The following is a 13,381-nucleotide window of genomic DNA, read 5'->3' on the forward strand; positions in this document are numbered from 1 at the left end:
AGTGTATTTGCTACTGTAATGTTAGCTTGTACTCATATGATGTATCTAATTGATTTAGGAAAGCGGGGTGCTAACAAATGGAGAATAACTCGAAGTTACAGCAGGCGATAAAAATATATAAAGCACTCGGTGAACCAACACGATTAAAAATTGCTCGTTTGCTTGCTAATGAAGCAAATTTATGTTGTTCGGATATTGGGACAAAACTTGAATCAATTGCTGGATCAACTTTATCCCATCACTTAAAACAATTAACTGATTGCGGACTTCTGAGTACTTACAAAGAAGGAACATATATATATTACAGCCTAGACCGTGAGTTAATTGGAAAGTATGCTCCATATGTGATGGAGTAATTTCTCTTATTTCTATACTTAAGGAAATATAGAAATAAGAGGTATGATTTTTCTTGTCTGGATTATGGCTAAAGTGCTTAATAGGTATCCTCATCTAAATTCTGAGTATATCCATTACTGGTACTTTAGATAAAAAGGCTAAAGCAAATCACTTATCGTTATCATAAGCGCGTTAAATTCATGGTGTGTCACCTTTATAAAACATTTTTTAAGAAACTGTAAAGGTCACTTTGTCTACGCGCAAAGATCAGCTCTTTACAGTTAACTTTTCAAACACTCGGTTAATTTACGAACTTAAATCTGTATTTCTAGAAATACCGAAATATAAAAACAAAAGGTGTGATTTATTTTGTCAAATATATGGAAAATTTATTTATTAGCTGCCATTAGTTTTCTTAATGGCACATCAGAATATGTTATTGCCGGAATCTTAGACAGAATTGCTGAGGCCAATAACATTTCAGTTTCATCTGCAGGACAGCTAATTACTGTGTTCTCAATAGCTTTTGGAGCAGGGACACCTTTTCTAATTGCTATGACTGCGCGACTGGAACGAAAAAAACTTCTTGTCTATGCTTTAACCGTTTTCTCTGTCATCAATATTCTTATTGCGATTATAACAGGTTATGAAATGCTAATGGCAGCTAGAATCATCTCTGCGCTTAGTGCCGGCGTTATTCAAGTTACGCTTCTAACCCTTGCTGCAGTTTTAGCAGCTCCAGGAAAGCAGGGAGGTGCGATTGCTACAGTTGTTACGGGGCAAAGTACTGCTTTGGTTGTAGGTGTACCTATAGGAAGAGTTGTGGCTTCGCATTATGATTGGAATGTAATATTCATTGGGCTTGGTGTAGTAGGCTTACTTTTCACCGCCTTAGCGTCGTTTACTATACCGAAAACAGTTGCTGAAGAACCTGTACCTTTGCGTGAGCAGTTTAAATTTCTTATGAAACCACGTATCTCAGCATACTTGCTCATCACGTTTCTATGGTTAGGTTCATATTCCATTGTATTTACGTACATTTCACCGTATTTCTTAAATACATTCGGAATGAGCAATCAAGGGGTAACTACAGCTCTCTTTATATTTGGTATTGCTAGCGCTATTGGATCCAAATTAGGAGGTTTTAGTACAGATAAGTGGGGATCATTTCGTACATTAACTGGAGGAATATTACTCCATGCTATTGCACTATTGTTATTCCCGTTTATCGGTCAATTTGCTTTTCTTTTCTATGTATTGCTTATTTTCTGGGCGCTTTCAGCTTGGTCTTACGGTGCGCCAATACAATTTCAGCTTATAAGCCTTGCTCCTGCTGCAGCAAGCATTGTACTTAGTTTACACAGTGCTTTTGGACAACTTGGAATGGCAGCTGGAGCTGGTATCGGCGGTGTTGCTGTCAAAAATGGCTTGTTGAATTATATTCCTTGGATTGGTGCTTTTGCTCTTGCCGTTTCTGTCGTAGTAATTGTTGCCGACAACGTTCTATCTAAACGAAAACAGACCAAACAAACTCAGAGCAATCTTTGTATAGAAAAATAAAAGTCTTATATTTAACGTAGCAAAAGGCCACTTGTTTTATACAAGTGGCTTTTTACGTTGGCTATTTTTTTGTTTTGAATCACTATACAAAGCGAGCATCGATTAAACCGCTTAACCTCATTTTGTTCCTTCATAAACCATCCATTAAAATGGATACAATTAAAGAAAACTCTGTACACCTTAATGGGAGCCTTACATACAAATAAACAAGTATACCTTAGATAGTATGTATAACAAAAACGAGATGCAAACGATTATACACCCCGCCATGTGAAGAAGGAAAATCAGCTTTTAATGCAGTGTATGATCTTTAAGGAACACCGCATTTACGTAATTGCATTGCCTAATGAAACAATCACTTGAAAAAGTATATTCTCTTTAACAAACACCTCATTTAAGCATTGAGTTAAAAAATATATAATATGAACGAAATCGTTCTTGGTCTGGGACAAACACCTCATTTGTGTAGTTATAAATGAATATTATTGTCTACCCATTATATATATTCTTACTACGTTCATGACTACCATCCCCTTATGAATCAAACATACATCGATTTACAATAAGGTTTTCTGAAATATGCCTGCTGTAGACACCTCATCCCAAATGTAAGAAGCTTTGTAATGATTAGTTGTAATCAATCACTTGTTTTCCTTCTTCGCTATATAGAATATCCCAAGGACTTATTTGTAATTCAGTAAAGTAAAAGGTTTTTTTGGATTGAATGTACCCTTATTTATAAAGCAGGTTAAACAATGAAGTCTTATGGTGAATAGATGAAATTTGTTAAAACTGGTATTTTTTTATTTACTATTAATCTTACTATATGGTACACTCCACATAACTTATTTTTGTTCGGTGTATTGAGAAGAGAAAAGCTTAATAAGAAGTTTTTTCTCTTTAAAGAGTATGTTTGGCAAGAATGGTAATACATTTGTGGAGTATTCCACAGCAGGAGGCAACAATTATGACAGAAGGTACAGTAAAATGGTTTAATGCAGACAAAGGTTTCGGTTTCATCGAAGTTGAAGGCGGAGAAGATGTATTCGTTCATTTCAGTGCTATTCAAGGTGAAGGTTTCAAATCATTAGAAGAAGGTCAAAAAGTTACTTTTGATATCGAGCAAGGTCAACGCGGAGCACAAGCTGCTAACGTTCACAAAGCATAAATAAAGGTAAAGATAAAGAAGACTCCTGTAAAGGAGTCTTTTTTTACATTCTTGTAAATAAAAAATATGATTTACCTACTATCTATTACTTCAAATAGAAAGTAAATATGGATATATAAATGAAGTTTTTACATATAAGTAATGTTTAATCTGTTTAGAAAGCATAGGTTTGTATTATTTTTTATGCGGATTACGGGGGATTTTATCAATAAGGCGTTTTTTAGCTTCCATCTGACTTTTACACAAGGGACATTTCTGATGACTATCGTAAGAGAAGTCTTTCCTCATCCAGCCTTTACACTCTTCTACTCGTACATTCCCAAATTTCTGTTTCCTCTTGAATCGGAGGTTCTTGATTTCTTTTACTATAATGCATATTAATCACTACTCCTCTCTTTAGAAGTATACCTTATAAGAGAGGAGCATAAATACTTTATACCTTTTATTTTGTTCATATTTCACTAGCATCAATTTCATATTTGAAAATAAGAGTGAAGTGAGAAGAAGCAGGGAAAGTTCCCTGCTTCTTTTTTTATATTATGAGTTAAAAATATTCCAATCGTAATATGATGTTGTTAAGAGGGGGAATGAATGTGAGTAATTTAGCACAGGAAGACAGAGAAAAAGAAAAAAAGAAAAGAAAACTGATGCTTATTGTTTTGACATTTGTGCTCATTATTGCAGCATTTGCTTCAATTGGTGCTTATCATAAGCACCAAGAACGCGTAGCAGCCGAGCAAAAGAAAAAGGCCGAGCAAAAATATAAAGAGAATTTGTCCTCAGCCTATGACCAAATGGTAGCTGCTGGCTCAATGATGGAAGACATCATTAATGGTTATACAGAAGTTTGGCATGCAGCTATATGGAATGATGGAGCTACGATCGATGGTCAACACTATACAGATTTTAACATGGCATTAGCCGCTCAAATGGCATCTTATGATATGAATGGAGACTTAGCCACGGTAGAAGCTACCATGACTTCGTTAGACCAGACAATGGATGAGTTAAAGAATCCTCCGGCTAAGTTTAAAGATGAATATACCGTCGCTCTTGATGCTTATACGGCTGTTAAAGATATGAATACTTACGTAAACCCTTCCGGTTCTTATCAGACTTATTCTCAAATCACAAATGAAAAAGATAACGAACTGGCAAGTAAGTTAAATAGCTTGGAAGTGCGTATCGATTAAATTAAAAATAATGGGGGAAAGAGAATGTCGAGACAACAGGAGCAAAAAGGGTTCTTTAAGACGTTATTTAGTAAGTGGTGGGCATGGGCGTTAGTGCCTGTGGCATGTATTGCTCTTATTTTTACTGCTCTAATTATCAGCATTGGGATTACACCAGAATCAGTAGAAGAAGTGACCTCGCAAAAGGTAGAGATTCAAGAAAAACTAGATAAGAGTGAAGCAAGACGAGAAAAAGTAGAATCTTCACTGGAACAAACAAAATCTTCTCTTAAAGACGCTCAAGCCAAGCTAGCGGATAGCGAAGCAAAGCTGAAGAAAGCAGAGTCTGCATCAAAAGATAAAAAAGAAGCTGGTAAAAAAGATTCGAAAGCACTCCAAAACAAATTAGCTAAAAGTGAAAGCAGCTTAAAAGAAACGAAAGAGGACTTAAAAGAGACTAAGGATAAATTAGATAGTGCGAATGCTAAGGTAACTGAGTTAACAAAACAATTAAAGGAAGCTAACGATCAAGTCGCGAAAGCCAAAGATGAAGTGAAAACGGCGAATGCGAAAGCGGAAGAGGCAAAAGCAGAAACTGAAAAGGCATTGGCCAAAGTAAAAGAAACACCTGCTAAAGAAGAGCCAGTAAAAGAAGAACCTAAAAAAGAAACTGCAACACCAGGTAGCTTTCATAATCCCGTTCTGGATTTTGATTCAAGCAATGTAGCTAGTACAATTAAATCAAATGCAGAAGAGAGATGGAAAGATGATTATCAAATGCAAGACTATGAGGTACAGCAACAAACTTCAGCTTATAATCAATTGAAGAACGTAGCGGTTGATAGTGAAGTGAAACAAACGCAAATGGAAAACGCATTAAGCAGATGGGGCTATGACTTTGAGATGGTTCAGTATGAGTACAATGAGCAGATGAATGCTTATAATAATTAAAAGGGGGGAGGTAGGAGGGGATAGCCGAGGCTGCTGTGGGGGCAGTTTCGGTTATACAATCCTTCTATAAACTGAGATATGTTACCTTTTGCCTGCACGTTTACGTTAAATTTCAGAAACACCCTTTCAAAGATTATTGTAAGGGCTTAATTAAGTAGTATGCATGAAACTATACTAACTCATGATTACCCCTTATATTGTAGATAAAATAATGAAAGTGATACTACTCTTTTATAAATCAACTATAACCAAAGCGGAGTAGGGGAACATGTGTATATAGATATGAACACATTCTATTTTATATAAAAAAAACCGCTCCAAGTAGACCCGCAAGGACATCATAGCAAGTTCTCTTTTTTTGACTTCTATCTGTAAGGAATAATATCGGATAAAAACCTTCTTCTTTTACGGCATAACCATCAAACCTATACCCATGAAAATCCTCGGGAGTCACACACTATAATAACAAGCTAAAAATATGATTCGAAGCTTTGATATATATATCAATGTATGGATTCACGACATAAATATATTTCCTTTTAAGAATTTCAAAAAGGACATTTCCTGTTTTAATCCCTTCTTTCTTTAATAGGGGTATACTCCATAACATAACTGATTTCAAACGTTTAATATCTCCTAGCAAGTCTCCTTTTCAAAAGGTCTAACCTTCATAGAGAAAACAAAGTATAAAATGTCTTTAGGTTGATGCGAATAATGATGCTGCTTGGTAGCTGTCCCTCATCGAAAGTATTCCTTAAATAAAAAAAGATGGTTCTCTGTTTGATAAAAACTCTAAAGTTTTCCTGATTATTTGCTCTCTTTCAAAAATGTATAATTTTGCAATATTAATCTTTAACATTTCATGGCTTGTTAAGTGCATTTCATACGGTATATATAAGCTTATTGAGGGATAAAAGACTCACTAAAAAGAAATATATGTATATTAATGTATTTTTTTGTTGTAAAATTAGGTTTATTTATACAAATTCAATGAGGGTTAGGAGACTAGAAAATGAGGTTAAAAAAATTCAGTGTAACAAACTATAAGGTGTTTAATGAGAGGTTTAGTGTGGATTTTGCTACCGATTCAATTGTCATTTTGACAGGAAGAAATAATACCGGAAAATCGACAATCTTAGAAGCAATTAATTGTTTTTTCACAAAAGAAACTAAAGCGACTACAATTCCTAGTGATTGCTACTCTAATCGTAATTTCAAAATAGTTTTGGAAGCACAATTCGAAATCAATGGCAAATTATTAGTCTTCACTAAGTATTATCAAGATGGACAAGCTCCCAAGTACTATGCTGATAACAAAGAAATTAAAGCAAATCATCCTTTGAAAGAAAAATTTGATGAAATCATAGATAATAAGCCTTATTATATAACTCCATATATGTCCTCGGACGATATAAATAATTTAATTCAAACAATATATTCGCAGATAATAAAAAGTGATTTACAAAAACTTGAGGAAGAACTTGATCAAGAGCACGAAGAAGAGAAAGTTAGTGAAAGTAGAAATGAGATTAGAGAAGAATATGCACAAATAAAAAGTGCTTTACCAGCCTTCTTAAGAAAACTTAAAAGTAGTACAGATAATCTACTGAACCAAGTAAGCCAAGATGTCTCTAAGGACTTGCAAGATCTTTTTTCCAATAAAGAGTTATCACTTAGAGTAATAGGAGGAGAAAGTGATGGCTTCTCAACTAATGACATTATAAAGTCCACAAACTCTAGTGTTTACATTGATAGTCAAAGAAACAAAGAAATGCCTTTATCTAATCAAGGAACTGGGTTACAAAGAATGAGCTTAATTTACCTCATTCAAAATATGATACAAAATAAAATAATGGGTGAGACGGATAATAAATTATTATTAATTGATGAGCCCGAAGCCTTCTTGCATCCTGAGGCAGTTCGTGCATTAAGTCGTTCGTTATACAAGATTGGTATTCAAATGCCCCTTATGATATCGACTCATTCACCAATACTTATTGATCTCTCAGAAAAGCACACGTCTATCCAAGTATTACGTGTTGTGAATGAGGAAGCAATTCAACTATATAAATCAAAGACTAATCAATTTACCGAAGATGACAGAAAGAATATGAAAATACTCAACTATGTAGATTCATATGTAAATGAGTTTTTCTTTGCCAAGAAAATTATTATTGTAGAGGGCGATACTGAGTACATTGCCTTCAAACACTTAGCTAAAAAAAATAATGAAAATATACACATTATTAGGGCTAGAGGTAAAGCAACAATTTGTACTCTTATGAAAATACTTAATCAATTCAATACAGAATATTATGTGTTGCATGACGTAGACAATGACAACAATTATAATTTAAAAACATTAAAAGCTCAATTGACAAATTGTAAGAACATCTTAAATTTAAAGACAAAAGATAGCATAGAGATATATGCTTCAATATCAACTTTTGAAGTAGCATTAGGAATAGGTTCTCTATCTAGTCATAAGAAAACGCAGGTCATATATGATATTATTCATGAATTAACTAATGACCCCTCTTTGATTGCTGCTCAAAAAGAAGTTGAAAAACTATTTAATTATATTGTTAAACGCGATAGTAAAACAGAGTTAGGCTTTGGATTTTCAAAGATTAACGATCAACAAGATTACGAGGATTTATTTTTAGGTTTAATTAAACAAAAGGAACTTGAGGAGCAACAAAATGATGAGGTGGAAGTATAATCGTGTATAAGAATATAGTATTGAATTAGGAAAGGGCAGCCATTAGAGTTGCTCTTTCGTAAAACTTAAATATTTATTACTTTGATACTACTTCACAAGGGAATTATACTGTCATATTTAATGGATAACATTAGATTATTTTTATAAAGTGGAAAGCGCAATTGTTTAACAGAAAAAAAGTAGGTGGAGTTAGTGTAGATTCACGGACACAATTTAATTAAGTCCTTACAATTATTTTTGAGAGGATGTGTCCGAAATGTAACATAAACGTGCAGAGAAAACATACAATGATGAGTTTAAGAAAACGATTGTAGATTTATATCATACAGGAAACTTGGTTAAAGAATTAAGCAGCGAATATGGCGTATCAGAAGTAACAATCTATAATTGGATGAAGGCATTTACACCTGTCAGTTCAGAAGATGGCTCTTGAAGATACCAAGTAATATTAATCCTCTATAAATACCTTTAAAAAAGATATTTAAGCAGCTTATTCAATATTGTAGGAAATTTATTTCCAATAGATAAAGATTAATAAGTTAGGGAAGTGTTTAGATGAAAAAAATTTTTTTGAAAAATATTCACGAAGAGGAGGTAGGCCGGTACAAATTACTTTTAAAAGTAGAGGGGAAAATCAGTAAAATTAAAAATTTTAGTTTAGGGATGGCTATAGTATTATTCATTCTCAGTATCGCATTAAATCCATATTATCGAAGACCAGAATGGTTTTATTACTCATTTAATATTGGTTACTCCATACTTATAGCATTTTTCTTTTACATATTTATTTCTTTTTATACGCATTATTTTGCTTTTAAATACATAGAAGACCCTTATTTAACATCTTCAGATATAGGTGCGAAGCCCATTAATATCAGAAAAATAAATTTAAAGGGAACAAACTTTTTTTTATTAATAATTTCACCAGATTATTTTTTTGCAAAAACATTTAAAAATTTTATAAATGATTTTTATAGTAATAAAGATTGCCAATGCAAAGCAAATTGCCCCTCTAGTAAAAATGGACATGAGGAGATCCGTTTTTGTAACTGGGATAGTATAAAGAATGCAAGAAGATTTTTTATTGAATTTTCTAATTGGTTAAATGTAATAGTTACTATAGTATGTACTTTCATTATAGTTGTTTTTGTTGGAGATAATCGAGGCTTCTTAGTAGATATTATTTATTGTTTATTGTGTTATAGAATAATTTCACGTTCAATTGAGATTTTATATGCTTACTTTAAAGACGTCGTAAAAGTAGATTCAATTATTTTTACAAATGAATCCAATAAGAGTAAATATATAAATAATTGGAAATCTTCTAGCTTGAGAAAAACAGCTAGGGTGTCTTTAGCTATACATACCTTAGTAGAAATTGTGTTGGTGTTTTCCTTATTCTATTATTTAACTTATTGGAGAATAATTGGTGAATGTATAGACTGTCTACCGGATATTCTTGATAAGACACAATCTGTAGATTTTTATAGTTTCGTATTGTACAGCATCTCAATGTCTAGCTTTAACTTTTCATTTACATCTTACCATTATTTGATTTGGACTTTGGCTCATGTTCTTCAAGTATTACTCAGTATGATTTTAATCGTACTTTCACTTGCTCAATATATAAGTAATAATGACAAGATGTCTAAAAGAGACGCAAACTTTTTTTTGAGAGTAGCAAACTTCAAAAAAAATAATAAGTAATCTATAACTTTTTGTTAGGAAAAGTTAAATAAAAGCAATAAAAGACCGTTCATTGTGCTCCGCACTAATGAACGGTCTTTGTTAAAGTCCCAAAAAATTTTATAGGCAAAATAGAAAAATACCCAAGACTTCTTTTGAAATCATTAAAAACTTTCTATTTAAATCTAGGTTTTTAAATACTTATTACTTTAATTTTACTTTTTTGAGTTGCTTCCTCTAATCAAACCTATCTCAACTCAAACAGAAAAAACCTATATACTTGTCAGGAGTACACAGGCTTCTAGTAATCAAAGCTATTAATATGTACACTACTATTACCCCAATAACCGCTTCATCTTCTCTTCTGTCTCATTCTCCCGACGAGGCTGATAAACAGTTACCTTTAATTCAGGTGCATCATACACTTGAAGCGTAATATGGTCCATAATCATTTTTCCTGCCACAGGGTGAATAATGGTCTTTTTTCCACACGGTGTACCTAAAACTTCATGATTAGACCACCACTCGTAAAACTGAGGGCTTTCTTCACTAAGTTCACTGATAATGGTTTTAAACCACTCATCTCCGACAAAACGTGTGTAAGCTAGGCGGAATTGGGCGATTAGTCGTTGAGCATGATCTTCCCAATTTTGAAAAAGGTTTTGATATTCTTGGGAAGTGAAGCAGCGCCACACTGCATTGCGGTTTCGCTCGTCCATCTCGTTAAAGTCCCCAAATACCTTTACAGCAGCTTTATTCCAGTCTACGATATTAAGTTTTTCATCTGTTACGTAGGCAGGGCAATGAGCTAATTGGCTTAATAGATTTTTTACGACACGATCTATATTTTCTCTTTCATTCTGCATGGTTGCAGATGGAAGGGGCTGATTGCCTAGTAAGAATAAATGCTCCATTTCTTCTTTGTTTAATTTAAAAATACGGGATATGGCTTCTAATACTTCGGAAGATACTTGTATATCTCGTCCTTGTTCCAGCCACGTATACCAAGTTATTCCGAGTCCTGCTAGTTGAGACACTTCTTCTCTACGTAATCCTTTAGCTCTTCTTCTCGGTCCAATAGGCAAGTTAAAATCTTTTGGAGACAATCGCTCTCGTCTTATTTTTAGAAAATCCCCTAGTTCTTTTCTTCTTTCTTTATCGCTTACCATGATTTTACTCCTTCGTATAGGTAGTACTTTTACTACTAGTATAACTAGACTCCTATTACCATTATAATCCTTATTTTATGATCTAGGTAAGGGAGGTGAAACAGATGATAGTAAAAGATAGCAAAAAGACGTCTGATCTATCAAAAGGATTAGTTCTTTTAATGGCTACAGTTTGCGGGTTTACAGTGGCTAACGTCTACTTGAATCAAACTGTTTTAGTAAGCATGTCCGTCAGTTTTCATGTTTCAGCGGCCAGCATAGGCATTATAGCTACTTTAGCTCAAATTGGATATGCACTAGGAAATCTCCTTTTAGTACCGTTAGGAGACATCTTCGAACGAAAAAAACTGATTTTGATTTTATTATTCGCTATATGTATTGTTCTCGCTTTAAACGCTTTATCTATCAACAAAACGTGGATGATGGCTACAAGTTTAGCATTGGGAATTGTAACGGTTGTTCCTCAAATTATTGTTCCGCTGGCTGCGAATATCGCTTCAAATCATAATAGAGGAAAAGTTTTAGGAAATGTCGCCATTGGATTAGTTTGTGGTATTTTAGGCGCCCGGCTTATTAGTGGTTTTATTGATGTTCATTTCGGATGGCGAATGGTGTATTGGACGTCCGCTGTAGCTACACTTTTTATGATTTTGTTAGTTTATATCTATTTTCCAAGAAGTAAAGGGGAGAATGCGACCAGTTATAAACACTTACTCATGTCGTTAGGTCCATTATTTATAAAAGAAAGAGCCCTGCAAAAAGCATGTGTAAGTCAGGGAATGATGTTTTGTTCTTTTAGCGCATTTTGGACCACGCTTGTCTTTTTATTACATACACATCCCTATTCGTATAGAAGTGACATGGTAGGGGTAATAGGGTTAGTCGGGATAGCGGGAGCGTTTGCTACGCCCGTTATCGGACGTTTAATTGATATAAAAGGGGCAAAGTTTGCAAGTCTTTTGTGTATGTCCATATCCTTACTTGCTTTTATAGGTCTTATAAGGGGAGGGTACTGGTTGCCTGGGTTAATTTTAGGAGCTCTTCTCATAACGATAGGAACGCAAGCGAACCAAGTTGCCTGTCAGTTTACTATTTTCCAATTAGGAGAAGGAAAAAGAAGTCGATTAAATGGGTTATATATGGTTTCCACATTTTTAGGCGGGTCCCTAGGATCTTATGTGGGTTTACTTGCATGGAGTAAATGGGAGTGGCATGGAGTGTGTGCCATAGCCATAATGATGATAGCCATTAGCTTTTGTTCTTTAATTCCGATGAACATCTCTAAAAAAACGATAGGGAACTTAATGAATAAGAAAGGAAGTAATATGTAATGAGAACACGTACAGATAACTTTCAACGAGGATTAGATATATTAGCTAAGATTGATCCAGAGAATTATGAGGATATAATGGCAGGTTTTGAACAGTCAGCTCTCCCTGATTTAGGAATGCTAGCTGTAGAGTTTAATTACGGACAAATTTTCTCGAGACCAGGCTTAGATTTAAAGTCACGCCTTCTTGCTGCAGTGGCTGGCTTAACTGCATTAGGCAATACGGAACAGCTAAAATTTTATCTAAACGGGGCTTTGAATGTTGGGTGGACACAGGAAGAAATTTTAGAAGCAATGTTACAAATGGTCATTTATGCTGGATTCCCTGTAGCTTTAAATACGATTTTAACAGTTGCCAATGAAGTCTTTTACGAAAGAAATGAAAAGGAGAAACAAAATGATTATTGATAGTCACGCACATGTGGTTTTGCCTATAGAGAAACATATTAAAATGATGGATGACAGTGGAATAGATAAAACCGTATTGTTTTCTACTCTTGTTCATCCAGAAAAAAGCAGCAACGTTAAAGAATTTACAACCGAAATGAACAGGTTAAATCAAATTCTAAACAACGAGGTGAATCCTCTACAAGCACGCATAAATGCGCTAGAAGAAGTAAGCGTTGCGATTAAGCAATATCCAAATAGGTTTGTAGGGTTTGGTTCAGTTCCACTTTCTTTTTCTTCTAGTGATGTCACCCTAAAAGACTGGGTAGAGAAACTTGTCAAAGAGCAAAAGATGAAAGGTCTTGGAGAATTTACTCTTGGCCCAGGTCAAATTCCATTGTTAGAACCTATATTTAAAGCAGCAAGTGACTATATGTCTTTGCCGATCTGGGTACATACTTTTCATCCTTTGAACTTAAAGGATATTCAAGAGTTATTTCTTCTCACTCAAAAATATGAAAATGTGCCGGTTATATACGGGCATATGGGAGGAATTCATTGGCTACAAACGATAGAAATGATAAAAGACACTAAAAACGCTTACTTAGATATATCTGCATTTTATACAACATATGCCTTGTCGTTGGCTATAAAAGAGATACCTGAAAGAACGTTATTTAGTTCAGATTTTCCATATGGAGATCCATATTTAAATCTACAGGCCGTTAAGCGTCATACATCTAGCGGAGAAGTTGCAGACAGAGTGTTAGGTGGAAATCTCTCGAATTTGCTTCATATATAAATTCAGCGTTTTTGTGTGATGTTATGTTGTATGGGATAACTAGCACTGAATTTTAAAATTATTTTCTGCGTTGAAATAAAAAAAGGCAGCCCTCTGTT

At 34.1% G+C, this 13,381-nt stretch carries 11 protein-coding genes and 2 pseudogenes; 11 read left to right on the forward strand and 2 right to left on the reverse strand.

All coding sequences use genetic code 11. From position 1 onward, the window contains the following. The first annotated feature begins 77 nt into the window (after positions 1-77). The 3 genes from ACXAE4_RS09825 to ACXAE4_RS09835 all read left to right on the forward strand — a co-directional run bounded on the left by ACXAE4_RS09825 (position 78) and on the right by ACXAE4_RS09835 (position 3,064). Positions 78-356, forward strand: coding sequence for an ArsR/SmtB family transcription factor (locus ACXAE4_RS09825; RefSeq protein ID WP_034267237.1), 279 nt, complete (start codon positions 78-80; stop codon positions 354-356). Positions 357-705: 349 nt separating this feature from the next. Continuing rightward, positions 706-1,896, forward strand: coding sequence for an MFS transporter (locus ACXAE4_RS09830; protein ID WP_475235932.1), 1,191 nt, complete (start codon positions 706-708; stop codon positions 1,894-1,896). A 967-nt stretch (positions 1,897-2,863) separates the two neighbouring features. Continuing rightward, on the forward strand, positions 2,864-3,064 hold the full coding sequence (locus ACXAE4_RS09835; RefSeq protein ID WP_475235933.1) for a cold-shock protein: 201 nt from the start codon (positions 2,864-2,866) through the stop codon (positions 3,062-3,064). Between the two features lie 174 nt (positions 3,065-3,238). On the opposite strand, the pseudogene ACXAE4_RS09840 reads toward ACXAE4_RS09835, so the two are convergent. After that, positions 3,239-3,440: pseudogene (locus ACXAE4_RS09840) on the reverse strand (cold-inducible protein YdjO-related protein). 217 nt (positions 3,441-3,657) lie between these two features. On the opposite strand from ACXAE4_RS09840, the gene ACXAE4_RS09845 reads away from it, so the two are divergent. The 5 genes and pseudogenes from ACXAE4_RS09845 to ACXAE4_RS09865 all read left to right on the forward strand — a co-directional run bounded on the left by ACXAE4_RS09845 (position 3,658) and on the right by ACXAE4_RS09865 (position 9,616). Then, positions 3,658-4,257 carry a hypothetical protein gene (locus ACXAE4_RS09845; RefSeq protein ID WP_047750204.1) on the forward strand — a complete coding sequence of 200 codons (600 nt, stop codon included), beginning with the start codon at positions 3,658-3,660 and terminating at the stop codon, positions 4,255-4,257. A 24-nt stretch (positions 4,258-4,281) separates the two neighbouring features. Continuing rightward, positions 4,282-5,187 carry a zinc ribbon domain-containing protein gene (locus ACXAE4_RS09850; protein ID WP_475235936.1) on the forward strand — a complete coding sequence of 302 codons (906 nt, stop codon included), beginning with the start codon at positions 4,282-4,284 and terminating at the stop codon, positions 5,185-5,187. 1,012 nt (positions 5,188-6,199) lie between these two features. Further along, complete coding sequence (locus tag ACXAE4_RS09855; RefSeq protein WP_289578190.1) at positions 6,200-7,909, forward strand: ATP-dependent nuclease; 1,710 nt, start codon at positions 6,200-6,202, stop codon at positions 7,907-7,909. A 271-nt stretch (positions 7,910-8,180) separates the two neighbouring features. After that, positions 8,181-8,333, forward strand: a pseudogene (locus ACXAE4_RS09860) (transposase); the annotation flags it as partial. Between the two features lie 131 nt (positions 8,334-8,464). Continuing rightward, positions 8,465-9,616, forward strand: a complete 1,152-nt coding sequence (locus ACXAE4_RS09865) for a hypothetical protein (protein WP_289578189.1) — start codon at positions 8,465-8,467, stop codon at positions 9,614-9,616. A 314-nt stretch (positions 9,617-9,930) separates the two neighbouring features. On the opposite strand, the gene ACXAE4_RS09870 is transcribed toward ACXAE4_RS09865, so the two are convergent. Then, entirely contained in the window at positions 9,931-10,764 is an 834-nt protein-coding gene (locus tag ACXAE4_RS09870; protein WP_289578188.1) for a helix-turn-helix transcriptional regulator, read from the reverse strand. Between the two features lie 104 nt (positions 10,765-10,868). Here ACXAE4_RS09870 and ACXAE4_RS09875 point away from each other — a divergent pair, with 104 nt between their 5' ends. Genes ACXAE4_RS09875 through ACXAE4_RS09885 form a run of 3 tightly spaced genes read left to right on the forward strand, consistent with a single transcriptional unit; the run spans position 10,869 to position 13,283 of the window. Further along, entirely contained in the window at positions 10,869-12,095 is a 1,227-nt protein-coding gene (locus ACXAE4_RS09875; RefSeq protein ID WP_475235938.1) for an MFS transporter, read from the forward strand. Continuing rightward, entirely contained in the window at positions 12,095-12,502 is a 408-nt protein-coding gene (locus tag ACXAE4_RS09880) for a carboxymuconolactone decarboxylase family protein (protein WP_475235940.1), read from the forward strand. Before ACXAE4_RS09875 ends, ACXAE4_RS09880 begins: the two co-directional genes overlap by 1 nt. Beyond that, positions 12,492-13,283 carry an amidohydrolase family protein gene (locus tag ACXAE4_RS09885; protein WP_289578185.1) on the forward strand — a complete coding sequence of 264 codons (792 nt, stop codon included), beginning with the start codon at positions 12,492-12,494 and terminating at the stop codon, positions 13,281-13,283. Before ACXAE4_RS09880 ends, ACXAE4_RS09885 begins: the two co-directional genes overlap by 11 nt. The last annotated feature ends 98 nt before the right edge of the window (positions 13,284-13,381 follow it).

The organism is Priestia sp. ABM2_011, from assembly GCF_056158845.1.